The organism is Mesorhizobium sp. M0854 (assembly GCF_040319815.1).
GTDB lineage: Bacteria > Pseudomonadota > Alphaproteobacteria > Rhizobiales > Rhizobiaceae > Mesorhizobium.
In genome coordinates, this window is sequence record NZ_JAMYOL010000010.1 from 85,929 (window position 1) to 109,685 (window position 23,757).

General features: G+C 63.1%; 26 protein-coding genes and 1 riboswitch. Of the genes, 12 read left to right on the top strand and 14 right to left on the bottom strand.

The features are described from left to right. Window positions 1-17: 17 nt before the first annotated feature. Window positions 18-1,043: an RNA polymerase subunit sigma-70 gene (locus NKH99_RS17530; RefSeq protein WP_353014815.1), complete on the bottom strand. Its 1,026-nt coding sequence runs from the start codon at window positions 1,041-1,043 to the stop codon at window positions 18-20. 42 nt (window positions 1,044-1,085) lie between these two features. After that, window positions 1,086-1,832: an SDR family NAD(P)-dependent oxidoreductase gene (locus NKH99_RS17535; RefSeq protein WP_353014817.1), complete on the bottom strand. Its 747-nt coding sequence runs from the start codon at window positions 1,830-1,832 to the stop codon at window positions 1,086-1,088. Window positions 1,833-2,067: 235 nt separating this feature from the next. Between NKH99_RS17535 and NKH99_RS17540 the strand changes: the two genes are divergently transcribed. Then, entirely contained in the window at window positions 2,068-2,388 is a 321-nt protein-coding gene (locus NKH99_RS17540) for a DUF1330 domain-containing protein (RefSeq protein ID WP_353014819.1), read from the top strand. An 85-nt stretch (window positions 2,389-2,473) separates the two neighbouring features. Here NKH99_RS17540 and NKH99_RS17545 read toward each other — a convergent pair whose 3' ends face one another. Further along, window positions 2,474-2,680, bottom strand: coding sequence for a hypothetical protein (locus tag NKH99_RS17545; RefSeq protein ID WP_352483502.1), 207 nt, complete (start codon window positions 2,678-2,680; stop codon window positions 2,474-2,476). Here NKH99_RS17545 and NKH99_RS17550 point away from each other — a divergent pair. Further along, the gene (locus tag NKH99_RS17550; protein WP_352616055.1) at window positions 2,679-2,900 is read left to right on the top strand and encodes a hypothetical protein; all 222 of its coding nucleotides are present in this window, start codon (window positions 2,679-2,681) and stop codon (window positions 2,898-2,900) included. The two genes, NKH99_RS17545 and NKH99_RS17550, sit on opposite strands and share 2 nt — an antisense overlap. 51 nt (window positions 2,901-2,951) lie before the next feature. Here the strand turns inward: NKH99_RS17550 and metW are convergent, their stop codons facing one another. Further along, window positions 2,952-3,566 (bottom strand): methionine biosynthesis protein MetW, encoded by a 615-nt coding sequence (gene metW / locus NKH99_RS17555; protein ID WP_352540336.1) that lies wholly within the window; start codon window positions 3,564-3,566, stop codon window positions 2,952-2,954. 58 nt (window positions 3,567-3,624) lie between these two features. After that, window positions 3,625-4,794 (bottom strand): homoserine O-acetyltransferase MetX, encoded by a 1,170-nt coding sequence (metX, locus tag NKH99_RS17560; RefSeq protein ID WP_353014821.1) that lies wholly within the window; start codon window positions 4,792-4,794, stop codon window positions 3,625-3,627. Between the two features lie 92 nt (window positions 4,795-4,886). Beyond that, a riboswitch (SAM riboswitch) is annotated at window positions 4,887-4,964 on the bottom strand. A 138-nt stretch (window positions 4,965-5,102) separates the two neighbouring features. Between metX and hisC the strand changes: the two genes are divergently transcribed. Next, window positions 5,103-6,212 carry a histidinol-phosphate transaminase gene (gene hisC / locus NKH99_RS17565; protein ID WP_353014823.1) on the top strand — a complete coding sequence of 370 codons (1,110 nt, stop codon included), beginning with the start codon at window positions 5,103-5,105 and terminating at the stop codon, window positions 6,210-6,212. Window positions 6,213-6,218: 6 nt separating this feature from the next. Further along, window positions 6,219-7,154 (top strand): prephenate/arogenate dehydrogenase family protein, encoded by a 936-nt coding sequence (locus NKH99_RS17570; protein WP_353014824.1) that lies wholly within the window; start codon window positions 6,219-6,221, stop codon window positions 7,152-7,154. 133 nt (window positions 7,155-7,287) lie between these two features. Here NKH99_RS17570 and NKH99_RS17575 read toward each other — a convergent pair whose 3' ends face one another. Next, window positions 7,288-8,289, bottom strand: coding sequence for a DUF2125 domain-containing protein (locus NKH99_RS17575; RefSeq protein ID WP_352502688.1), 1,002 nt, complete (start codon window positions 8,287-8,289; stop codon window positions 7,288-7,290). Window positions 8,290-8,403: 114 nt separating this feature from the next. On the opposite strand from NKH99_RS17575, the gene NKH99_RS17580 reads away from it, so the two are divergent. After that, the gene (locus NKH99_RS17580; RefSeq protein WP_352616048.1) at window positions 8,404-8,937 is read left to right on the top strand and encodes a gamma-glutamylcyclotransferase; all 534 of its coding nucleotides are present in this window, start codon (window positions 8,404-8,406) and stop codon (window positions 8,935-8,937) included. Between the two features lie 20 nt (window positions 8,938-8,957). On the opposite strand, the gene NKH99_RS17585 is transcribed toward NKH99_RS17580, so the two are convergent. Further along, on the bottom strand, window positions 8,958-9,938 hold the full coding sequence (locus NKH99_RS17585; RefSeq protein WP_353014825.1) for a quinone oxidoreductase family protein: 981 nt from the start codon (window positions 9,936-9,938) through the stop codon (window positions 8,958-8,960). A gap of 346 nt (window positions 9,939-10,284) precedes the next feature. On the opposite strand from NKH99_RS17585, the gene NKH99_RS17590 reads away from it, so the two are divergent. Together NKH99_RS17590 and NKH99_RS17595 are read left to right on the top strand one after the other, a co-directional pair. Then, complete coding sequence (locus tag NKH99_RS17590) at window positions 10,285-11,232, top strand: aldo/keto reductase (protein ID WP_353014826.1); 948 nt, start codon at window positions 10,285-10,287, stop codon at window positions 11,230-11,232. 63 nt (window positions 11,233-11,295) lie between these two features. Then, window positions 11,296-11,928: a LysE family translocator gene (locus NKH99_RS17595; RefSeq protein WP_353014827.1), complete on the top strand. Its 633-nt coding sequence runs from the start codon at window positions 11,296-11,298 to the stop codon at window positions 11,926-11,928. A 27-nt stretch (window positions 11,929-11,955) separates the two neighbouring features. Here NKH99_RS17595 and NKH99_RS17600 read toward each other — a convergent pair whose 3' ends face one another. Then, the gene (locus NKH99_RS17600) at window positions 11,956-12,756 is read right to left on the bottom strand and encodes a lysophospholipid acyltransferase family protein (protein WP_352616036.1); all 801 of its coding nucleotides are present in this window, start codon (window positions 12,754-12,756) and stop codon (window positions 11,956-11,958) included. A gap of 106 nt (window positions 12,757-12,862) precedes the next feature. Next, the gene (locus tag NKH99_RS17605) at window positions 12,863-13,771 is read right to left on the bottom strand and encodes a LysR family transcriptional regulator (RefSeq protein WP_352768090.1); all 909 of its coding nucleotides are present in this window, start codon (window positions 13,769-13,771) and stop codon (window positions 12,863-12,865) included. 131 nt (window positions 13,772-13,902) lie between these two features. On the opposite strand from NKH99_RS17605, the gene NKH99_RS17610 reads away from it, so the two are divergent. Next, window positions 13,903-14,523: a pyridoxamine 5'-phosphate oxidase family protein gene (locus NKH99_RS17610; protein ID WP_352540196.1), complete on the top strand. Its 621-nt coding sequence runs from the start codon at window positions 13,903-13,905 to the stop codon at window positions 14,521-14,523. A gap of 29 nt (window positions 14,524-14,552) precedes the next feature. Here NKH99_RS17610 and NKH99_RS17615 read toward each other — a convergent pair whose 3' ends face one another. From NKH99_RS17615 to ftsE, 3 genes are all read right to left on the bottom strand, one after another. Continuing rightward, window positions 14,553-15,143: a YdcF family protein gene (locus NKH99_RS17615; RefSeq protein ID WP_502898855.1), complete on the bottom strand. Its 591-nt coding sequence runs from the start codon at window positions 15,141-15,143 to the stop codon at window positions 14,553-14,555. Between the two features lie 262 nt (window positions 15,144-15,405). Further along, on the bottom strand, window positions 15,406-16,389 hold the full coding sequence (locus NKH99_RS17620) for a cell division protein FtsX (RefSeq protein ID WP_352616030.1): 984 nt from the start codon (window positions 16,387-16,389) through the stop codon (window positions 15,406-15,408). Continuing rightward, window positions 16,382-17,041, bottom strand: coding sequence for a cell division ATP-binding protein FtsE (gene ftsE / locus NKH99_RS17625; RefSeq protein ID WP_023677923.1), 660 nt, complete (start codon window positions 17,039-17,041; stop codon window positions 16,382-16,384). The genes NKH99_RS17620 and ftsE overlap by 8 nt, the downstream gene beginning before the upstream one ends. Window positions 17,042-17,277: 236 nt before the next feature. Here ftsE and NKH99_RS17630 point away from each other — a divergent pair, with 236 nt between their 5' ends. The 3 genes from NKH99_RS17630 to NKH99_RS17640 all read left to right on the top strand — a co-directional run bounded on the left by NKH99_RS17630 (window position 17,278) and on the right by NKH99_RS17640 (window position 18,856). Beyond that, the gene (locus NKH99_RS17630) at window positions 17,278-17,568 is read left to right on the top strand and encodes a hypothetical protein (RefSeq protein ID WP_352683073.1); all 291 of its coding nucleotides are present in this window, start codon (window positions 17,278-17,280) and stop codon (window positions 17,566-17,568) included. A 182-nt stretch (window positions 17,569-17,750) separates the two neighbouring features. Beyond that, window positions 17,751-18,293, top strand: coding sequence for a hypoxanthine phosphoribosyltransferase (hpt, locus tag NKH99_RS17635; RefSeq protein ID WP_352616025.1), 543 nt, complete (start codon window positions 17,751-17,753; stop codon window positions 18,291-18,293). Between the two features lie 191 nt (window positions 18,294-18,484). After that, window positions 18,485-18,856, top strand: coding sequence for a response regulator (locus NKH99_RS17640; protein WP_352540192.1), 372 nt, complete (start codon window positions 18,485-18,487; stop codon window positions 18,854-18,856). Between the two features lie 18 nt (window positions 18,857-18,874). On the opposite strand, the gene NKH99_RS17645 is transcribed toward NKH99_RS17640, so the two are convergent. After that, window positions 18,875-19,825 carry a DMT family transporter gene (locus NKH99_RS17645; RefSeq protein ID WP_353014828.1) on the bottom strand — a complete coding sequence of 317 codons (951 nt, stop codon included), beginning with the start codon at window positions 19,823-19,825 and terminating at the stop codon, window positions 18,875-18,877. Between the two features lie 223 nt (window positions 19,826-20,048). Between NKH99_RS17645 and NKH99_RS17650 the strand changes: the two genes are divergently transcribed. Continuing rightward, entirely contained in the window at window positions 20,049-20,906 is an 858-nt protein-coding gene (locus NKH99_RS17650) for a LysR substrate-binding domain-containing protein (protein ID WP_352471415.1), read from the top strand. A gap of 71 nt (window positions 20,907-20,977) precedes the next feature. Here the strand turns inward: NKH99_RS17650 and NKH99_RS17655 are convergent, their stop codons facing one another. Further along, the gene (locus NKH99_RS17655) at window positions 20,978-23,593 is read right to left on the bottom strand and encodes a TIGR02302 family protein (protein ID WP_353014829.1); all 2,616 of its coding nucleotides are present in this window, start codon (window positions 23,591-23,593) and stop codon (window positions 20,978-20,980) included. Window positions 23,594-23,757 lie beyond the last annotated feature (164 nt).

Genomic DNA, 23,757 nt, shown 5'->3' on the forward strand with positions numbered 1-23,757 from the left:
GCTGGCCCAGGGGTAAGCTAGGCTGGTGGCAGGCCGAAGGCCGGGAACAGAGATGGCCCGAGCGGCCCTATGAAGATCGTCAAGGAAGCGATCCCGCCCTCGGCTGCGTCGAACACATGCAGGGAATGGGCCCGCCATTCAGGGCCGTCGTGGCTGCGGGAATAAACCCCGACCGCCGGCTGGGAATTGGCGCGGGTGGCCAGCGTGCGGAAGCCGCCAAACTTAGGCCAGACGGTCTCGAAGAAACCGCGGATCGCTTCGCGGCCTTGATACCATTCACGCCAAGGCGGCATGGTATAGATGGCGTCCTCACGCAGCAGCTCGATCAAGCTGTCGAGATTGGCGGCCTGCCAGGCCTGCATGTAGCGTTCGAGCAGCAGGCCTTCTTCGGGGCTGGGCCGTGATCGGCTGGCCGGCCGTCCCTGAGGATAGCGCGCCGCCAGCGTTACGCGGGCCCGCTGCAACGCGCTGTTGATCGAAGCCGTCGATCCGCCCAGCAAACGCGCCGTCTCGACAGCCGACCATCCGAGGACGTCGGCAAGCAGCAGCGCGGCGCGCTGCCTGGGCGGCAGATCCTGGATCGCCGCGACGAAGGCGAGCTGGACGGCCTCGCGGCTCTCGTAACGGGCTTCCGGACCTGGCTCGCTGCCGGCAACGTCTGGAAGCTCGGCGTCGGGGTAGGGCTCCAGCCAGGCGATGTCGGCTACCGGCCCGCCTATGGCCGCCCCGTGCGAGGGCTGCCGTCCGGGTTCCCGGAGAATGCGACGCGCCCTCGACCTCGCCTTGATGGCGTTGAGGCAAGCGTTGGTCGCGATCATGTAGAGCCAACCGCGAACCGAACCTCGCCCGTCGAACTCCGATCTTGCGCGCCAGGCGCGAAGCAACGTGTCCTGGACGAGGTCGTCGGCCTCGTGCAGCGAACCCATCATGCGATAACAATGCAGCTTGAGCTCGCGGCGATGCGCGGCCGTGACCTTCTCGAAGGCCAGCCGATCGAGGATCGGCTGGCGTGATGGTTGCAGAGGTGGTTGACCGTTTGTCATGTGGCTTCTGCGGTTACGAGCGAGCGTTGCATTACGCGCCCCTCAGGCGGCCGGGGCAAGCCCGCTACCGCTCACCATGAAGGAACTGCCTTGCGGCTGGCCGGTGGCGAGTGCGACCACCGCCCGTCCGACATCGGCCGGCGTTTGCATGTCGGTCATGGCGGCGATGAAGTCCGCCGGCTGGATGCCCATATAGGCCGCTATGCTGTCGACGCCGGCTTTGCCCACGCCGGTTTCCGGCATGATGCGCATCGGCGCGAGCGCCATGAAGCGCAGGCCGAGGCCAAGCCGGTCGGCCTCCTTCTGGCTATGACCGGCCAGGAACATCTGCATGCGTTTTGCGCCAGCATAGCCGCCGGCGTTCGGTGGTCCGCCGGACAAGGCCGCGCCGCTGGAGATCAGAACGATCCGGGTCCCCGGCTTGAGCGGACGCCGCAGAGCGGCCCGGCAAAACAGGAACGACGCCTTGACGTCCGTGTCCCAATTTGCCGAGAACGCCTTCCAGTTCTGTTCATGCACCGGCGCAGAAGGCGCCAGCGCACCTGCGCAGATCACCAGTACGTCCGGCTCAAGCGCGGCGAAGACCTTATCCGGGGCGGAGTCCATCGTAGCATCGGCCGCGAGCGTCTTCACGCCCGAGACCTCCCAGGCAAATTGCGCCAGGGCCTGTTTTCCGCGGGCGACGGCCAGCACTGTCGCTTTCTCCTTGAGAGCGGCCTCCGCGATGGAGCGGCCGACACCACGGCTGCCTCCGACGACGACGACATTCTGATTTTGCAACGATCCCATGGATCACCTCTCGTTCCCGGCCGCCGGACCATCCAGGCGCGCTCATCGATAAGGACAGCGCAGGCGGGTGGAAATCATCGGTGCCAGGCGGAAATATCTTTCAGGTGACAGCAGCCGCGCGTCGGTTTTTGTATTCAGTGTCATTACCTCTGGGGTAATCGACCAGCGCACTACGTCTCGGCAAAATGCTCCCATCAAGCCGGTTGTCCGGCCTTCGACCACAAGGAGATACGCCATGACCGCCTACGCCGTCGCCCATATGCGCCAGGTCACGCCGGGGCCGCAGATCGTCGAGTACCTGCACAAGATCGATGCCACGCTGGAACCGTTTGGCGGCCGCTTCGTGGTGCACGGAGGCGAGGTGGAAGTCGCTGAAAACACCTGGCCGGGCTATCTCATAGTCATCGAGTTTCCCAACCGGCAGCAGGCACGTGCATGGTACGACTCGCCCGCCTATCAGGAGATATTGCCGCTGCGTACCGGCAATTCCCGGTCCGACGTGGTCTTCGTTGATGGCGTCCAGCACCCGCACAAGGCCACGGACGTGCTTGAATAGAGGGAATGATCGGGTACAACCGGCGTCTATGGTGCCGCCATCTATCTGGCGGCACCGAATTTGGATCGCGTCTGCATCGGCAGCTTCACCGCCCCTGCAGCACCTTGATCGCGTTGGACATGTCGCCATGCGACAATGCAGCCAGGTAATCCGAGTAGTTGATCCTCCCGTTCGCGAAGCCGTTCATCAATCGCGTGCAGAACGTGTGTTCCAATCCGGCATCCGGGACGTTCATGAGCGCGGCGAGGTTTGCCCTTTCAACCTTGCCGAACCGCATCTTGAATTTGGTCATGCACCGCTGGATCGCCTGCCGTTTCAGCGCCGGGCTGCCGCTCAACGCGACTTGTCCATTCTGGAAATCGGTCTTCGACGTCGTGCATCCGGAAATCAAAGTGGCCGACATCAAAGCTGTTGCTAATACTAACGTCTTCATTGCTTCCCCCAAACCAACCCGTTTGAGACCTGTTAAAGCAACAAAGAATGCCGGGCAACTTCATTGGATTGAAAATTGAAAATATGGTTTCTTGCGCAGGTCTGAGGTTCGTTGCTTCTGCCTGTCAAACCTATCGTTTCAGCAGGAATATCGCTTGCTGGCCGAAAAAGTTCCAGAACCACCAAGGCATGGAGAAGCCGATCCGCTGGCCGTTGGCGTCGAGCGCGGTTGCCTTTTCCACCGTCGCGCCAAGCTCGTCGCACAGATTGACGAAGTCGCGAATGGTGCAGAAATGGATGTTGGGCGTGTCGTACCAGGAATAGGGCAGGTCCTTGGTCACCGGCATGCGGCCGTTGAAGAGCAGCGAAAGGCGCACCCGCCAGTGGCCGAAATTCGGGAATGAGACGATGGCGCGGTTGCCGATCCGGAGCAGTTCGTCGAGCACCAGCTTCGGATTGCGGGTCGCCTGCAAGGTCTGCGACAGAACGACGAAGTCGAAACCCTTGTCGGGATAGAATTGGAGATCCTTGTCGGCATCGCCTTGAATAACCGACAGGCCGCGCGCCACGCATTCGTTGACGCCGCGCTGTGACAGTTCCAGCCCGCGGCCATCGACCTTCTTGGTCTCCTGTAGCAATTCGAGCAGCAGGCCGTCGCCGGAACCGACGTCCAGCACCCGCGACTGCGGCGGGATGAGATCGGCGACGACTTCGAGGTCGACGCGCTGGGCGCGGTTGACGCTCATGCCTTCGGCTCTTGCTCGGCACATGATCCTGATCCGAAAAGTCTGCAACTTTTCGGGGTCATGCGCCGAGCCTTCTCGCCCGCGCGGCCGAGGCGATGAAGCCCTTGATGGCGGCGAACAGTTCGGGCTCGTCGAGCAGAAATGCGTCGTGGCCGCGGTCGGTTTCGATCTCGACGAACGAGACCGAAGCGCCGGCCGCGTTCAGCGCGTGCACGACCGAGCGGCTCTCTTCGGTCGGGAACAGCCAGTCGCTGGTGAACGAAACCAGGCAGAAGCGCGTCTTGGTGCCGGCGAAGGCATCGGCCAACCGGCCGCCATGGTCGGCGGCGAGATCGAAATAGTCCATCGCCCGGGTCATGTAGAGATAGGAGTTGGCATCGAAGCGATCGACGAAGGTCATGCCCTGATGGCGCAGATAGCTCTCGATCTGGAAGTCGGCATCGAAACCGAAGGTAAGCGCTTCGCGGTCCTGCAGGTTGCGGCCGAACTTGCGGTGCAGCGCTGCTTCCGACAGATAGGTGATGTGGGCGGCCATGCGCGCCACCGCCAGCCCCTTTTCCGGCCGCTTGCCATGCTCGAAATATTTGCCGCCATGCCAGTCCGGGTCGGCCATCACTGCCTGCCTGCCGACCTCGTGGAAAGCGATGTTCTGCGAGGAATGGCGGGCACCGGTGGCGATCGGCAGCGCCGAGAAGACGCGCTCCGGATAGCTGGAGGCCCATTGCAGCACCTGCATGCCGCCCATCGAGCCGCCAAGCACGCTGAACAGCTGTTCGATGCCGAAATGCTCGACCAGCATCAGCTGCGCCCGCACCATGTCGCGGATGGTGATGATCGGCAGGTCGAGCCCGTAGGGCTTGGCGGTGGCGGGATTGGTCGAGGCGGGGCCGGTGGAGCCGAGACAGCCGCCGATGACGTTTGACGAGATGACGAAGAAACGGTCGGTATCGATGATCTTGCCGGGACCGATCAGCACTTCCCACCAGCCCGGCTTGCCGGTCACCGGATTGGTGTTGGCGACGTGCTGGTCGCCGGTCAGCGCATGGCAGACGAGGATGGCGTTGGAGCGCGCGTCGTTGAGCGTGCCATAGGTCTGGTAGGCGATCTGGAACGGCGACAGCAGCGTGCCGGCGTCGAGCTTGAGCGGCTTGTCGGCGCCGAAACGCAACACCGGGCTCGACGGCTGGTCGGCCTCGTTGTTGGTTTTTCGAGCGCGCAAAGCGACCATCACATCTCCTTGCCCGGCCTTCAGTTGTCCACCGGTCCGGGCAACAGCCAGTCAGGGCAACAAAAAACCGGCCATGCCTTCGCAGAGCCGGTTACAAGATGCAAACGGCCCTTTAGCAAGTTGTTTAACGTGGCTGCAAGCCGACCGGCCAAATCACCACGGAACTGTTGCTGCTCTTCTAGGACCGACGCATGGCTTCGTCAACGGCAAGTTCTTGATCCCGAATTGCCGCCCCTCGACATTCCGGGCCACGGCTTGTATTTCCGCTGCGGCTTCCGGACGGAGGCACTCTCGACGGATTTCATGAAATGAGCCAGACACCGGATCAGACACGTCCAAAGCCCCGCGCCGGCATCATGGACATCGAAGCCTATGTGCCCGGCAAGAGCGCGGCGCCTGAAGGTGTCGCCAAGGTCCATAAATTGTCGGCGAACGAGAACCCGCTCGGCCCTTCGCCAAAGGCGATAGAGGCCGCGCGCGCGGTCGCCGACAAGCTCGCGGTCTATCCCGACGGCAGCGCCAGGCGCCTGAGGGAAGCGATCGCCGAGGTGCACGGGCTCAACTCGGCGAACATCGTCTGCTCCAACGGCTCCGACGAGATTCTGGGCCTGCTGGCGCAGACCTACCTCGCACCCGGCGACGAAGCCATCATCACCGAACACGGCTTCATGGTCTACAAGATCTACATACAGTCGGCCGGTGCCGTCCCGGTAACGGTCAAGGAGACCGATGAACGCGCCGACATCGATGCGATCCTCGCCGCGGTGACGCCGGCTACCCGGATCATCTTCCTTGCCAATCCAAACAATCCAACCGGCACCTACGTGCCGTTCCAGGAGGTGCGCCGCCTGCATGCCGGCCTGCCGCGAAACGTGCTTCTGGTGCTGGATGCAGCTTACGCCGAATATGTCCGGCGCAACGATTATGAAGCCGGCGTCGAGTTGGTGGGCAGCGCGGAAAACGTGGTCATGACCCGCACTTTCTCCAAATTGGGCCTGGGCGGGGCGCGGATCGGCTGGATGTATGCGCCAATGCACGTCATCGACGCGATCAACCGCGTGCGCGGGCCTTTCAACGTCAATGCAACGGCAATCGAGGCCGGCATCGCGGCGATCCACGACCGCGCCCATATCGAACGCAGCGTCGCGCACAACGAGACCTGGCTGGCCTGGCTGAGCGAGCAATTAAGCGGGCTCGGGCTGCGGGTGACGCCGAGCGTCGGCAATTTCATCCTCATCCACTTTCCCGAGGACAAAAAGCATTCGGCGGCGGCCGCCGACGACTACCTCAGTGCGCGCGGCTACATATTGCGGCGCGTTTCCGGGTACGGTTTTCCCAACGCGCTGCGCATGAGCATCGGCACCGAAGAGGCCAATCGCGGCGTTGTCGCAGCACTCGCGACATTCCTGAAAAGCTAGAACACCATGACATCACCGATGTTCGAAAAAATCGCGCTGGTCGGCATCGGCCTGATCGGCTCGTCGCTGGCCCGCGTCATCCGCCGCGAGGGGCTCGCCGGCCAAATCGCGATTTCGACGCGCAGCGAAGCGACGCTGGCACGGGCGAGCCAACTCGGCCTTGGCGACACCTATGCGACGGATGCGAAAGAGGCGGTTCGCGATGCTGATCTGGTTATCGTTTCGGTGCCGGTCGGCTCTTCAGGCACGGTCGCCGCGGAGATCGCGCCGGCACTGAAGAAGGGCGCCATCCTCACCGATGTCGGCTCGACCAAGGCATCGGTGATCGCGCAGATGCAGCCGCATGTGCCTGATGGCGTGCACTTCATCCCCGGCCATCCTTTGGCCGGCACCGAAAAATCGGGACCGGACGCCGGTTTTGCCGAACTGTTCGAGAACCGCTGGTGCATTTTCACGCCTCTGTCCGGTACCGATCCCGCAGCACTGGAAAAGCTCTCGGAATTCTGGCGCCGCTGCGGCTCTAACATCGACACGATGGACCCGCAGCATCACGACATGACGCTGGCCATCGTTTCGCACCTGCCGCATATCATCGCTTACAACATCGTCGGTACCGCCGACGATCTGGAGTCGGTGACCAAGTCCGAGGTCATCAAATACTCGGCTTCCGGCTTTCGCGACTTCACCCGTCTCGCGGCGTCCGACCCGACCATGTGGCGCGACGTCTGCCTGCACAACAAGGACGCCATTCTCGAAATGCTGGCGCGGTTTTCCGAGGATCTGTCCTCGCTGCAGCGGGCGATCCGCTGGGGCGACGGCGAAAAACTGTTCGACCTGTTCACCCGCACCCGCGCCGTCCGCCGCTCGATCATCGAGGCCGGCCAGGATATCGACGTACCGGATTTCGGCCGCCAGGCAGTCGAACACCCGCCGAAGGGATAAGCCGCGGCAGGCCGATCGCAGGCCAGCCTGGCTTAGAGCGGTTCATCGTTTCACAGAAACGCCGAACGGCTCTATCTCTTTGTTTTGCGCAATTCCGGACGGAAAACCGTTTCACACTTTTGCTGGAATTACTCTAGTCGAGCGGCTTGATCTTGCCGAGCGGGATGAAGCCGAGCGAGGCCTTGCCCCTGACGATCTTCAGCGGCATCGACGGCTGGTTGCCGAGCAGCGCCAGTCCGGCAAAGCCGGTCTGGATCTCTTTCTTCTGCTCGGGGATGGCGGTGGCGAGGATTGCCGCCACGGCCTTTGGATCATTGAGCCTGATTGTCAGGTCGGCATTTATGAGACCGTCGTCATCGACCGACAGCGGTCCGGAAACGGTGATGCGCGCAGTTCCGGACGACAGATCGAGCTCGTGGATTTCGGCCGCCTGGCCGCGCAGGCTCGTCGGATTTGCCTTGATCAGTGTCAGGCCGTTCTTCAGCGTCACGTCGCCGCTGCCGTCGAGCGGCGGCAAGACGCGCCCGCCGATGGCCGCCGCGTCGATTTCAAGATCGGTAAAATTGCCGGCATAGTCGATGTCCGGGCCGTTTGGGCGCAATTGTCCGGTGGCGGTTCCGGCGCTGAACAGCGAGACGGGATCGGTGTCGTCTGCCGGATCGGTCTGGCCGGACAGGCCTTCTGCCTGCAGCGAGAGGCGCCTCGGCAGCGGCCAGGACAGCTTCATGTCGGCCCGCAGATCATCCCAGTCGATCCAGAGCGGGGTCATGCCGGGAACAGAGGTCCTGAGCGGCCCCCTGAGCTCGGCGGCAGGCGACAGAAGCCGGGTGATCTGCGTGGCGGCGTTGATCTTGCCTGTCGATGCCGCGACGTTGCGGCTGTCGTCCTCGTAAGCCAGGCTGTCGCAGGAAACGGTGAAGCTGAAGGGATAGCCGCTGACCGCGAGATTGGCGCAGTCGGCCTTGATGCCTTTGTCGTCGAGATCGGCGACCGCCTTTTTGGTGGCGCTCTCGACCAGGTCCGCCAGGTAGAACCAGCCGGCGCTGTAGATGCCGAACAGCACGAGGATGAAAGCGGCAAGCCACAACAGGCGGCGACGTTGGCTGGGCGGCGGGCGCTCGTCACTTGACGTCATGCTGCGGCTTTCGTTAACGCGGGGTGGCACGGGCGGGCTGTCGCTTGCGCCACCAACAGGTAGACGGACTGAAACACCACCGGTGAGGTGGTCGTCACAATCAGGCTTGGCGATATGGGCGATTTTTGGGTTTTTGGCTACGGCTCACTGATCTGGCGACCGGGATTCGCACATGTCGAGACGCGGCGCGCCCGCCTGCATGGCTACCGCCGTTCGCTCTGCGTCTATTCTTTCGTGCATCGCGGCACGCGCGAACGGCCGGGCCTGGTGCTCGGCCTCGACCGCGGAGGCTCCTGCATCGGGCTGGCGTTCCGGGTTCCAGGCGAGCTGCGCAACGAGGTCATTACCTATCTGCGCGAACGCGAGCTGGTCACCAACGTCTATCTCGAACGTGTGCTCAGCGTTCGCCTCGACAAGGGTGAAACGGATGGGGGCAAGACGGTCGACGCCGTCGCCTATGTCGTGGACCGCAGCCATGAGCAATATGCCGGTGCGCTCGACCCGGCCGAGGCGGCGGCCGTCGTTCGCGGCGCCGTCGGCCAATCGGGGAGGAATGAGGATTACGTGCTCAGCACGCTGGAGCACCTCGAAGCACTGGGTATAAGCGACCACTGGCTGGAAGACGTGACGAGACGGATCGCGACGTAGCTTCGGTGCCGTGACGCGGGCTACATCCTGAAAATCTGTTTACCAAGATCGGCGCGATCCAGACTGTTTGCCACGGCAAGCTTGAACTCGGTCAGCGGGTGGAGACCGCCGACAGGAACGTGGAAGCCGGGCTGGCCGAAGGTGTCGATAATCTCGCATAGGACAGGCCGGTCGGCTTCGGCAGGCGGCGAAAAGAAGTAGCGATAGATATTCGCCCTGATTTCGACGCCGCTCAGCAAGACATCGAAATTGTGCAGTTCGAAGCGCTCGGCACTCATTCCGCCATTGATCACCATCTGCCCGCCGAGCGCCAGGGTGCGGATCAATTCGCCGCTGACAGGTCCGCCGACATTGTCGATAATCCCGTTCAATCCGGCGCCGCCGGTGATATCCATCACGGCTTCCCGGATACTTGTCTTCAACTCCGAAAGGTCAAGAGTGGCGGCGGCGCCAAGCGTCTTCAGATCGAAGCTTTGGTGCGAGCGCCGCACAAGAGCGATGACGTTGATGCCGCGTCGTTGGGCGAACTGCATCACCATTGTCGAAATTGACGAATAGCCGGCCGTGACAGCCAGCCATTGGCCAGGCCGCACACGGGAATCCACCAGCAGATCCCACGCGGTAATGGGGTTCACCATCTGCCCGGCGCGTTCGACAGGATAGCCGGCAGGCAACGGGATCAGCCATTCGGCGGGAATGGCGGCGTACTCGGCCCAGCTGCCATAATAGCTGAACGCGACAAGCATCCCCGGTTCCAACCCGACGTTCGCGCCAACGGCTTCGACGATGCCGGCGCCATGGTTTCCGGCGATCTGCCGGGGAAAATGCGGCTTCTTCGGTTCGGGATAGAGGTTCTGGATAAACAGGAAGTCGCCCGGATTGATCGAGGCCGAGACCATCCTGACCAGCACCTCGCCGTCGCTGATCCGTGGCATCGGCAGGTCATCCACATAGAGCACGTCGCGCGGCGAACCGATGGCGTCAAATACAATTGCTTTCATGCCGGTCTCCATAACAAACGATCCGAGGCCAACAGTCTGAGCCCCGGCCAGGCCGTGCCGAGACTTGCGTCGGCGCGGCGGAACCTATGGCCGGCCGGCAAAGGTCTGAATTGGCAGATTTGACAATCTATGTGCCAAACTTGCCAGATCGTTTCTTCAGAGGCTGCTGGTTTGGATGCCCGGGACCAGCGCCTTGGGGCCGGACACGGCGCGGCGGGTCGCGGCTTTGTGAAGCGCCGGCGGACTGGAAAAGAGGCTATGCGTTTGACGTCGCCACGGCGCGACATAGGTTAGCCCGATCGGCGGCTCCCATCCGCCCCAGCATGAATCACCATGGAGATCAGCCTTGCAGAAACGTCGTCTCGGTCGCACCGACCTATCCATCGCGCCATTGGTTATGGGCGGCAATGTGTTCGGCTGGACCGCCGATGAGAAAACCTCGTTCGACTTGCTCGACCGCTTTGTCGACGCCGGTTTCAACGCCATCGACACGGCCGATTCCTATTCGCGCTGGATTGCCGGCCACCAAGGCGGCGAATCCGAAACCATCATCGGCCGATGGATGAAGAGCCGTGGTAACCGCGACAAGGTTGTCGTCATCACCAAGGTCGGTTCGGATATGGGACAGGGCAAGAGGGACCTGTCCGCCGCCTATATCGAAAAGGCCATCGATGCTTCGCTGAAGAGGCTGCAGGTCGATAGCGTCGATCTCTATCTGTCGCACTGGCCCGACCTGGCGACCCCTTATGAGGAAACGCTCGGCGCTTACCAGAAACTGCTCGACAAGGGCAAAATCCGTTATGCCGGCGCTTCCAACCTCGACGCCGCCCAGTTGCGGGCCGCACTTGACGTAGCAAGCCTGCGCGGCCTGCCGCGCTACGAGGTGCTGCAGCCGGAATACAACCTCTACGACCGCTCGTCCTTCGATGGTCCGCTGCGCGATCTCTGCGCGGCCGAGGACATCGGCGTCATCACCTATTTCAGCCTCGCCAAGGGGTTTCTGAGCGGCAAGTTCCGCAGCGAGGCCGACCTCGGCAAAAGTCCGCGCGGTGGCGGTGTGAAAGGCTATCTCAACACCCGCGGCATGCGCATTCTCTCAGCGCTCGACGCGGTGTCGGCCAGACATTCGGCCAAGCCAGCGGAAGTGGCGCTTGCCTGGGTCATGGCACGGCCCGGCGTCACCGCTCCGATTGCCAGCGCGACGACGCTCGATCAGCTCGACAGCCTGGTGCGTGCCGCGTCGTTGCAGCTCAGCCCGGACGATATCGCCGAGCTCGACAAGGCCAGCGCGTAGCCGCGCACGATCGTTCAAGACCGGCGCCGCTGCCTTGCCCTACCGTCCCTGCCTCGTCACAGGATGCAGCGCCGCATGGCCGGACAGGGTCTTCTCGATCAGCAGCTATGGCAGCGATTGCTGGCGCTTGTGTTGGTGTCGGCCATCGTCATGGGCAGCCCGGGGCCGGCGACGATAAGCGTCACCGCGATCGGCGCCGCGTTCGGCCTGCGCGGTTCGGTGCGCTATGCCTCGGGAATCGTTGTCGGGACGGTTCTCGTGCTTTTGGTGGTGGCGACGGGCATCATGGCCGTTCTCACCGCGCTGCCGAAGCTCGCAGCGCTGTTGGCGGTCGCGTCAGCAGCCTACATCCTCTATCTGGCGTTCAAGATAGCGACGGCGCCGCCGCTGGCGGCACGCATTGGTGGGGCGGCACCTCCCACTTTCCTGGGCGGGTTCCTTCTGGCCGTTGCCAATCCGAAAGCCTATGTGGCGATTGCCGCCGTGTTCGCCGGCGCGTCTCCTGGCGCCGGCGGTCTTGCTATTTCAGCCAAGCTGGCGGTCCTCGCCTTGATGATTGCTGCCATTCATCTCTTGTGGCTTCTCGCCGGCGCGGCTTTTGCACATTTGCTGCGCAAACCGCTGGCGTCGCGGATCATCAATCTGGTGTTTGCCGTGACGCTGGTTGCAACAGCCGCCCTGGCTGCCTTGCCGTGAGCCTTTCCGGCATGCGCGGCGGGTGTCTCAGCCTTTCAATTCAGGTTTCGCATCGAGCTCACCAAGCCGTTTCATTGCCGTCGGCGGCATCGGCGGCGGGTTCGGCGTCTGTGCCGCCTCGACGAGAAGCTGGTCGCAGGCGGCTTCCGTCTCGCCGATCAGCCGTTGCATGAATTCGTCCTTGCCGAGGCCGGGCGGGATCGGCGGCAGGAAGCGCGCCTTGATCGTGCCGGGATAGCGCAGGAATTTGCGGCGCGGCCAATAGAGACCGGCGACGTGGGCGACCGGCACCACCGGAATGCCAAGCTGGGCATAAAGTTCGACGATGCCATATTTGTAGACCGGTTCGTCGCCCGGCGCCCGGCGGGTGCCCTCGGGGTAGATGATCAGCTGGCGCGGATTGCGCGCCAATTCCTGTTTGGTCGCGGCGATCACCATTTTCAATGCCTTCGAGCGGCTGCCGCGGTCGACAGGAATCATCCGCATCTTCAAAATGTACCAGCCGAAGAACGGGATCCACGTCAGCTCCCGTTTCAATATGTAAACGGGATCGTCGAGATAAGGCAGGAAAGCGATCGTGTCCCAGAAGGACTGGTGCTTCGGCGCCAGGATGAAGGAGCCGTCAGGCAGGTTTTCCTGGCCAGTGATCTCACTTCTGGTGCCGGCGATCTTGTCGTAGAGCCACATGCTGGTGCGCGACCAGAATTTCGGCACGAACCAGGCGCGATGGCGCGGCGACAGGAAATAATACGGGGTCCAGAGGATCATCTGGACGATCAGATTGAGGTAAAAGGCGAGATTGAACGCCAGCGAGCGGAAATACAGCATACAACAAGTGCCCGGTGAGGAGGTGTGCGTTCGTTACACCAAGCGCCGGCAAAAAGGAAACGCTGCGAGGCGGGCGATCGGCCCGGCCTTGCGAGGGCCGTCTTCGTCACGTTTCCCACGCGGCCTGCAGCAGGCGCTGTCTCAGGCGCGGGGCGGCGAAGTCGAGGAATGCGCGCAGCTTCACCGGCAGTAGCCCCTGGCCGGCATGGACGAGGCTCACCGGCCATGGGTCTGGCTCAAACTCTTGCAGCACCGGGCGCAGCGTACCCGACCGGACTGCGGCGGCAATCTGATAGGAAAGCAGCCTCGTCACGCCGACGCCGGCAATCGCCGCATCGATCGCTGCCTCAGCCGTGTTGACCCGTAACCTGGAGCGGATCGGCACGCTGAATTCGGTCTTGCCGGTGGCGAAGCTCCAGGCTGCGGCGGTGAGCCCTTCGAAGGTGATGGCACTGTGTGCTGCAAGCTCCTGCGGCGTTTTCGGTGTGCCGTGCTCGGCGAGATAGGCTGGGCTCGCGCAAGCGACGCGGCGGATTGAACCCAGGCGGGTGGCGATCAGGTTCGAATCGGCAAGCTCGCCGATGCGGATGGCGAGGTCGATGTGCTCTTCGACCAACTGGGTTATCCGGTCGGCGAGTGTCAGCCGCACACCTACCTCAGGATAGACGGAGAGGAAGCCGGTGACGACCGGCAGCACATGCAGGCGGCCGAAGACGATCGGCGCAGTGACGATCAGTTCGCCGGTCGGGGCGCTGTATTCGCCGGCGGCTATTCGCTCGGCCTCGCCGACCTCATCGAGAATGCGACGACAGGCGGCGAGATAGGCGTGGCCTGCATCGGTCAGCGACAGCTGCCGCGCCGAGCGGTTCAACAGCCGTGTCTTCAGGTGCTTTTCCAGGTCCGAAACCTTGCGGCTGACCGTCGTCAGCGGAATGCCGAAGCGGCGCCCGGCAGCCGAGAGGCTGCCTGTCTCCGCCGCGGCAACGAAAAGCGACATGGACTGGAGGCGATCCATAGCTCTCCCGAAAATTTGCCCTCCCGAAAAACGGAAGGATAGATTGCAGATATGGCATCTGCATCTCGAAGATGGAAGGACCTATTTCCTGACTAGCAATACAGCGCAGCTTGGCGCTTGAGGAGGCTTCCATGAACGCTCACACCAGCGATGTTGCTTTCACCCCGACGGTGAAGGCGATTCAGGCGCGCAAGGGCTCGCGCCAGGCCTATGCCCGTGTCGAGGAGCGTGGCGGCTGGCAGGCGGCAATCACGCCCGATCTCGCCGCCTTCATCGAGGCGCAGACCAGCGTCTTTCTGTCGACCGCCAATGCGGACGGGCAGCCTTACATCCAGCATCGCGGCGGGCCTGCCGGTTTCCTCACGGTGCTCGACGAACGGACGATCGGCTTTGCCGATTTTTCCGGCAACAGGCAGTTCATCACCCAGGGCAACCTCAGCGACAACCCACAGGCTTTCCTATTCCTGATCGATTATGCGCACCGGCAGCGCATCAAGATCTGGGGCAGGGCGCGCGTCGTCGAGGGCGATGCCGAGCTGACGGCAAAGCTGATGCCGCAAGACTATAAGGCGCGACCCGAGCAGGTTATCCTGTTTACGGTTTCGGCTTGGGATTCAAATTGCTCGCAGCACATCCCGCAGCGTTTCGAAGCGGCCGACGTGGCGGCGGCGCTGGGCGAACGCGACAAGCGCATCGAACGGCTCGAACAGGAGATCGCACGCTTGCGATCAGATGCTGCAGCCAGGGAATAAGAGCTAGGGAATAAAAGTGCCGGTGCCGTTCAGTTTCCGCCCGCGGCGTCGGCCAGCGTGACGCCGTTGGGCGATTGCTTCACCGGCATGATGCCGCGCGCCAGCGCCAGCAGGTATTTGTTATATTCGGTGAACAGCACGCGCAGCGCTTCTGGCTTGGTCAGCCAGCCGCCATTCTCGAGGTTGGTGTTGACCACCGGATAGGGTTCGAGCCTGGCGCCGTGCAGCAGCCGGCCCATTTCCAGCAGGCTGCGCGGCATGTGATAATTGTTGGTGACGAGAATGACGGTGCCGTAGGCATGGTCCTCGACCCATTTGGCACTTTCCTCGGCATTGCCGATCGTGTCGAGCGCGGCGCGGTCGATGTCGACGCAGCAGGAAAACAGCCTCTTGTCGCCGCCGGTCGCGGCCTGAAGCTGGCGGCGGCTGGCGGAGGGATGGACGCCGCTGATCAGCAGCCGCTCGCCCTTGCCTAAGGCAAGCAGGCCCATCGCAGCGTCGAGGCGCGATTGGCCGCCGGTCAGCACGATGATAGCGTCGGCCCTTGCCGGATTGGCGGGCGTAGTCAGGCGGCTGACGGTATTGGCGAACCAGCCGAAGCCGGCGACAAACAGCGCCATAAAGGCGAGCAGAAGGAGAGCCGAGATGCGCAAGGAGCGGCCTGCCAGCAGCCGCCCATGTTTGGCAAACTGATCCGGCTTGGCAAATTCATCAGGCTCGGCGAATACAGGCGGGCGCGCAACCAGCACTGGCATGCATCCAGCGGTATCGGTCGAGTCCCGAACGTCCATCATGAAATGGTTAATCCCGAAATACGGCCTTTGGTAGGAAAAAAATGCAATTTTCGTGACGATGCGTTTTCATCCGTGATCGATCTTTCCTTTAGCCGGCGTCCGGCTGGCGAATGTCGATGTCGCTGAGATAAGCAACCACGGTGAAATGGGAGGTTGCCGCCGTCAGCGCGCCGATCACCAGCACCATGACAGCGACCCCGAGATAACCCGCCGAGCCGATGGCGAAATTGCCGAACAGGGCGGTCGCCTGGTCGGCCTGCGGCGTTGCCATGTTGTGTGACGACCACCAGGAGAAGACGATGAAGACCAGGATCGCTGCGGCGCCGCCTGCCGCGGCGCCCTTCATGCCGGTGACCAGAAAATGCCGGCGGAATTCGCGCGCGATGAAGCGCGCCTCGGCGCCGACGAAATGCAGCACCTCGATGATGTGGCCATTGCCGGCCATGGCGCCGCGCGTCGCGAATACAACGGTCAGCACCGTCGCAGACAGCATCAGCGCCAACACTGCGATACCGATCGTTACCGTGGTGCGGGCCATGGCAACCAGCCGGTCGACCCAGGTGCGATGATCGTCGAGCGAGGCGCTCGGCAGCTTCGGCGTGATTGCCGCGCGCAGTGCGGCGAAATCGGGCGGACTATTCTCGTCGATGGTGATGATGATCAAGCGCGGCACCGGCAGCTCATCGATGTTCAGGCCCGAGCCTAGCCAAGGCTCGAGCAGTCGGGCCGTTGCTTCGCGATCGATGATCCTGGCGCTTTTCACGCCAGGGAATTCGCCGGCGATCTGCGAGGCCAGCGCAAGTGCGGCCTCCATGTCGAGGCCGTCGACCGGCTTGATCTGGATGGTCGCTTCGCGCGAGATCTGGTTCTCCCAGACGGAGGCGGTGTCACGCACCAGCGTGACTGCGCCAAACGTCAGACAGGACAGAAACGTCATGATGGCAATGACCAGCACCAGCGCCCGGCCGGCGATGTTCTGCGCCGGCACGATCGGCGCCATTTTGCGCTGGACGCGGGGCTTTGCCGCCGCGGCGTCCTGACCCTCGAAATGTTCGACGGAGAGCTCAGTCATAGATGTCCAGCCTTCCGCCGGCCAGGATCATTCGCCGTGCGTCGACCTGTTCCATCAGGCCGAGGTCGTGTGTGGCGATCACCACGGCGGTGCCCAGCCGGTTGAGCTCGATGAACAACCGCAGCAAGCGTCGCGCCAGCGGCGGGTCGACATTGCCGGTCGGCTCGTCGGCGAGCAGGATCTCGGGCTGCTCGATCAACGCCCGGGCAATGGCGGCGCGCTGCTTCTCGCCGCCAGACAGCACCGGTGGCAGCACATGCATGCGCTCGCCGAGGCCGACCCATTTCAGCAGCTCGGTGACGTCGGTGCGATAGGTCGCCTCCTCGCGGCCGCGCACGCGCAGCGGCAATGCCACGTTCTCGTAGGTGGTCATATGGTCGAGCAGGCGAAAATCCTGGAACACCACGCCGATGCGACGTCTCAGATGCGGCAATTCGGTGCGCGAGATGCGCGAGCGGTCCTTGCCGAAAATGGTGATCAGGCCGCGCGTCGGCTTCAGCGACATGAACAAAAGCCGCAGCAACGTCGTCTTGCCGGCGCCTGAAGGTCCGCTCAGGAACTGAAAGGAGCGCTCCGGAATGTGCAAGGAGATGTCGCGGAGAATCTCCGGACCCATGCCATAGCGGAGGCCGACATTTTCGAAGCGGATCACTTTCGACGACCTGAAATTCTCGGCGGCAAGATGCCAGCCCTTTCTGTGGAAAGACCATCGGCCGGCATGGTTAACCGACGGTTAATTTGGGGGCTTTTCGAGCGAGTCACAGGGGTTCCGGTGGGGAAGCGTTAACCATTTCCGTTTACCCAAAAGAAACGAACAGCGAACAGGTGCGGTAGTGTTGGGCCATGATGGCTGAGGATCGAACCGCGCGCCCGGTTTCCGGCGAAATCATGACCGATCCGGCCGCCGAGCCGGAACGCATCATGCGCGACGTGACCGCCGAGGTCATCGATGCCGACTATGAGGTGCTGCCCCGCCATTTTACACGTCAAGACTTTGCGCCGCCGCCTGCGCGCATGATTTCCATGCCTTCGATCGAAGGCATGGACATGTTGCGCAAGCCCGAAACCGCCGTCGAACGGCCGTTGTGGGTGCATGGTGGGCCGATCTTCTGGATTGTCGGCGTCGGTGCCGTCTTTGCCGCCTTCTGGATTTCGGGCGGCCATGCGCTGGTTCGTTAGAGCGGCGCCAGAAAATCAACAGGTCACCAGATAAACGATTCGCGACGGTGGGACATCCGACCGTTCGCGGGTGCCCTGCGAAAGATTTGGCCTTGCCAGACGGCACGACATGCCTAGAAACGGGTTGAAGACCGTTTCGGTCGGCTTCGCCTACAAAGGCGATCATTCTGGAAGGGCAGCCAATGCCAGTTGTGCGCGGCAAGGAAATCGAAGTCCTGTTTTCGGCGTCCGCCATCGCGCGGCGGAACCTGGAACTTGCCAAGGAGATCGCCGGGCACGACTACCACGACCTTCTGGTAATCTCGGTGCTGAAGGGATCGTTCATCTTCGCCGCCGATCTTATCCGTGCCATGCACGATGTCGGCCTGTCGCCGGAGGTCGAGTTCATCTTCATCTCCAGCTATGGCGCCGGCACGACCAGCGGTGAGGTGAGGGTGCTGCGCGACATCGACAACGAGGTCGCCGGTCGCGATGTGCTTTTGATCGATGACATTCTGGAATCCGGCAAGACGCTGAGTTTCACCCGCGACCTCATGCTGTCGCGCGGCGCAAGGAGCTGTGCCATCGCCGTGCTGCTCGACAAGCGCATGCGCCGCCAGACCACGCTCAACGCCGACTATGTCGGCTTTGACTGCCCCGATTATTTCGTCGTCGGTTATGGCATGGACGTCGCCCACGCGTTTCGCGAATTGCCGTTCGTCGGCATCGTCAAGGGCGACGCCTGAGGCCTTTTGAAAATTCTACTCCGGCGGTCATCTGACGCGGTTTTCTGCGCTTCCGGTGCTCACGGACTCGAACGTCCGCTCCGGGTCTCGAAAACCACGTCATATGACTCGGCGGAGCGAATTTTGAAAAGGCCTCATGGCCTTCCTGGCTTTCAGGAAACATCAACTTTTCCTCGCCAAATATCCTGCCCATGGCAAATCTCCTGATCGTCGAGGACGATGAATCCGTCCGCACTCTCGCCGCTCGCGCGCTCGAGCGCGCCGGGCATAATGTCACTGTCGCCGCGGACGGCGCACACGGCCTTTCTCTGATCCGGGCGGCGCAAGGGAGCTATGACCTTGTGCTGTCCGACATCCGCATGCCGGAGATGGACGGCATCGAGATGGCCAAGGCGGCAGCGGCGCTGTTCCCGGCGATGAAGATCATGCTGATGACCGGCTATGCCGACCAGCGCGAGCGCGCCGACGAATTGGACGGCATTATTCTCGACGTCGTGCAAAAGCCGTTCACGCTGGCTGAAATCCGCGCCCGCGTCGAACAGGCGCTCGCCTGCTTCGCCTAAGTCCAAGGCCGACCGCCTTCAGGCAGGGTCGCAGGTCGCCGTATTGGCTGGCACGCCGCTCCGGTGCCGGCCGGCATTGAGCGCAAAAAGCCCGGCGCCGATGATGAGGGCTGCGCCGGCCGCCGTCGCTGGTCGCGGCACCTCGGCAAAGAACAGAAAACCCCATAGCGGCGACCAGATGATACCGGTGTATTCGAAGGTGGCGACGCTGTTGGCGGGCGCCAGCCGGTAGGCCTGCGACAACAGGATCATGCCGGCCGAGGCAACGAAGCCGCATGTCCCCATCTTGAGGAGATCCGGCGTCGCCGGCCAGACCCATGGCCGGACGAGGAATTCGAGGCTCGGATGCACGGCGTGGTCAATGCCTGCCAGCCAAAACAATGCCGCCACCAAGGCGGCGCCGACCAGATAGGCGCCGTTCTGATAGAACGCCATGACAGTCGAGGATTCGGTGTCGCCGATCTTGCGTGCCATCAGCTGCGAGAAACCGTAGAGCAGAGCCGAACCTAGCGACAGCAGCGCTGCCCAGTCGAACAAGCCGGCGCCCGGGCGCACCATCACCAGCACGCCGAGCATGCCGACCAGGACGGTGGCGAGCGCCTGCCAGGACACGCGTTCGCCGAGATAGGGGCCGGCCAACGCCATGATGAACAGCGGCGCCATGAAATAGAGCGCCACCGCGTCAGCCAGCGGCAGGGCGGCGATTGCCAGATAGTAGGCCGTGTAGGAGGTGAACTGGATGAAGGCGCGCATCGTCAGCATGCCGAACCGCTTCGACAGGATCGCCTGCAATCCGACATCGGCGTGGACAAGGAAAACCAGGATCGGCAGGGCGACGATCGAGCGGATCGCCATCACCTCGGTGACCGGATAGTGGCTCGACACCGCCTTGACCAGCGGGTCCTGCAGCGAAAAGACCAGCACGCCGAGACAGAGGCTGAAGATGCCGAGCACAAGCCGATTCTGCATAGGCGCTCCTGTCTCCCGCGTGCGTGGCCGAAGGCAGGCCTGCATCCGGGTAAAAAGAACCCGCCACCGTTTCGGGCAGCGGGTACGAGTGAGGACTTTTGATTGGTCCGCAGCCGATTTCGCGGCCGCATATCCAATGGGTAAGGCGACTATCGTCCCCCGTTTGACATGTTGCAAACGAATTGGAATGATGCCAGCAATCAGATTTTCTTATGGTGGGCACATGCGACCCAATCTCGACAGCGACCTGTTGCGCACCTTCGTGGCGGTCGCCGACACCGGCAATTTCACCAAAGCGGCGGAGCGGGCCGGCCGCACCCAGTCGGCAGTCTCGATGCAGATGAAGAGGCTCGAAGGCATGATCGGCGACAGCCTGTTCGAGCGCGGGTCGCGCGGTGTAGCGTTGACGCAGCGCGGCGGCGAACTCATCGCCAACGCCAGGCGTATCGTTTCACTGCTCGACGAGACGGCGGCATCGATGGTCGCGGCGCCGCTTGGCGGGCCGGTGCGCATCGGTATCCCGGAGGAATATGGCCACGCGATCCTGTCGCGGGCACTCGGCGTCTTTGCCAAGCGCCATCCTCAGGTCGACATCACCGTCCGCTACGCGCATTCCGGTGCGCAGATCGCGGCGCTCGCCGCCGGCGAGCTCGATCTGGCGGTGGTGTTCGAATGGCAGGATCTGTCAGGCGGTGAGGTGCTGATGCATGACCCAACCGTATGGGTGACGTCGGAGCTGCATCACATGCATGAGGAGCGGCCGGTGCCGATCGCGCTCTACAACCGTGCCGGTTGGTGCAAGGATTTCGCGATAAAGTCGCTGGAACAGCGCGGTCTCGCTTATCGTGTCGCCTACACCAGCGATACCAATGGCGGCCTGCGGCTCGCCGTCACCTCCGGATTGGCGATTGCGCCGATCTCGCGCAGCAACATCCCGGCCGGCTGCCGCGAGCTTACGGCCGCCGACGGGTTCGGCGACATCGATTCCTCGAACGTGGTGCTGCGGCGCAATGCGAACGCTTCCGGCGAGGCAATCGACGGCATGGAAGAGGCGATCCGCGAGGCTTTCACCAACCGTTAAAGCATGCCACTCAGCTCGGCGCTGGCGGCCACCACGGACTGCGCGCGGCGATCTTCCGAATACAGGCAGCCTTACTTCAGCTCCAGCAACCGCTCCAGATAGCTGCGCTCGATATCGGGGCTGAGTGCGTTGCCGAGCCGCTTGCGGATCGCTTCGAGGATCTGGCGGGCACGCTGCACGTCGATCTCGTCGGGCACTCTCACCGAACTTCCGTCGTCGGGACCCTCGCTGGTGCGAGGCCGCCCGAGCGGGTCACGGTCGGCATTCTGCTGGCGTCCGCCCTGGCCGTTGCCGCCCTGGTCGCCTTGCATCGCCTGCAGTTGCTTCATCATGTCCTTGGCGCCCCTGCGCAAGGCTTCCAATGCGCGGCCCTGGTGACCGACGGCCTGGTCGCCTTCGCCCTCGCCGAGCGCCTGTTCGGCATTGCCCATGGATTTGCCGGCCTCGCCAAACCCCTCATTGGGGTCGAGGCCCATGCCTTCGAGGCTCTTCCTCAATTGATCGAGCTCGCTCTGCAGCTTGCCCTGGCCTTCCTGCAATTGCTTCAGCGCGTCAGCAAATTCCTGCGGCGTCATCGGGTTCGGCCGGCCGAGGGGATCGCGGTCGTCACCTGGGCCGGGCTTGCCCTCTTCGCCCATCGGGCCTGGCTCACTGTTCTCGCCGAGCTGCTCGTCGCGGTTCTGCCCGCGCTGTTGCTGGCCGCGCTGCATCTGGTCCATGCGGAAAGTGTCGTTCATCATCTCCTGCTGGCGCCGCATGATTTCGCCCAGCTTGTCCATCTGCTGGCGCATCTCGCTGTCCTGCTGACCGCCCTGTTGCTGGCGGCCTGCCTGCAGATTGTTCATCATATCCTGCAGCTCCGACAGCAATTGCTGCGCCTGGTCGCGATTGCCGGATTTCGCCAGGTTCTCGATCTGGTCCATCATGCGGTCGATGTCGCTCTGGCGCAGTTCCTGGCCGTTCTGCTGCATCTGTGGCGCATTCGGATTCTGCTGCGCCCGCGCCGCGAATTCCTGCAGGAACTGGTTCATCGCCTCGCGCAGTTCCTTCATCGCCTTCTCGATCTCTTGGTCGCTGGCGCCGTTCTTGATCGCGTCCTGCAGCGCCTGCTGCGCCTGACGCAGCCGCTTCTCGGCCGCCGAAAGATTGCCTTCCTCGATACCGAGCGCGATCTCCCAGAGGTAAGCGACCTCGTCGCGCAACTGGTCGTCGCTGTCGGCCATCTTCAGCCGGGTGCGGGCGCTCATGATGGCGAGATAGTGCGTCATGTTGTCGAACGTGTCTTCGGGCCTGAGCGTGATCGCATCCATCAGGTCGAGCACGCGGTCCTTGGCATAGGCGTCGAGCGCCAGCATGCGGCGCTGCTCGACCACAGCCCGCGCCAACGGGTTGGAGAATGGCCGCTCCGGCATAACCAGCGTCTTGGTTTCGCTGGTCGCCGTGTGTCCGGCACCGTCGGTGACGACAAGCGACAGCTTGACGTTGCCACCGGCCCAGACATGGTCGGTCAGATCCTTCGTCGTCTTAGCGGCATTGGCCTTGCCGCCGCGGCGCGGCAACGTCAGCGGCATTTCCGGCGGGCCATAGAGCGGATGCGCGTTGGGCACTTGCGGATCGGCCAATGCGAAAACCGCCTTGGCGGAGGCCGCGCCATAGTCGTCGTCGATCTGGTAGTTGAGTTCGAAGGCGCCGTTGACGGCGCGCTTCGGCTCGCCGACAAAGCGGATCTGCGGCGGCTTGTCGGGAATTATGGCGAAGGCCCAGCGGCCGAGCTCGCCGTCGCTGGACTGCAGCGTCAGCGTGCCGTCGGCCGTTAACTTGCCGCTGAACTGGCGCACGGTGGAAGGCGTTGCCGGACTTGCCTCAGTCTTGGCGGCTTGCGGCCCGGTCGGATCGATGGCGCGGGTGTTGCCGCCGATATCGGCGTAGCTCAGCGTTTCCTCGCCCGAACCGCCGGTGACGCGCAACGACACATCGCTGCCCTCCGGAACCGTGAAGGTCGGCGGCGCTTGAGTGGCGTTGTTGGCCAGGACCGGGGCGTTCAGGAATACCGGCGGCCTGCCGGTATAGGCCGGCGGCGTCACCCAGGCATCAATGCGCGGCGGCACGACGTCGCGGGCGGCACGGGCAACAAAACCGTCGCTCAGCCTGCCGCCCGATGGCCCGAAGGAGAAGGCAAAGGCAGTGACCAACAAAAGCGCGGCAACGGCGCGCAGCGCCCACGGGTCGCGTTCCGGCACGCGTGTGCGCGGCACGTCGCCGCCAAGCTCGCCCAGCCGGTCCGCCATCCGCCGCTGATGCTCGCGCCACAGGGCTTGCGAAAAAATGCTTTCCTTGCCGCTCGGGCGATCGGTCTGGACCTGCACCGGGCTGTGCAGCAATCGGTTGGCCGCCTCGATGCGGCGGTCGACCTCGGCCCTGGATGGCGTGCGGAAGAAACGCAGTGGATAGAGTGCGGCAAGCGCTGCGACGCCGAATGCCGTGATAAGACCGATCCGCGCCAGATCGGGCAAAAATGGGAACAGGCCGAGCCACGAAATGCTGAGGAACAGGCTGGCGACGATGATCAGTGGCAGCAGCAATGGCCAGCCGCGTTCGACGATTATCGAGACCTGCGTCCCCAGCCGGCTCAAGGCAAGGCGCCTGGCCAGACTGCGATCGCTGGTGAAAATGGGTCGTTGTGTCATCGGCCCTTCCTGGCCGGGCGGGATAGCCCAGGCCTCACGAGTCTATCGCATGGGCCCGAAAAGTCGATTTTCGGGAAGCACGATGCGAAGACCTAAAATCTTAGCGCGTACTTCGTGCGTCCAAGCGGATGCACATCGCCCTAAGGATACCAACAAACACGGCG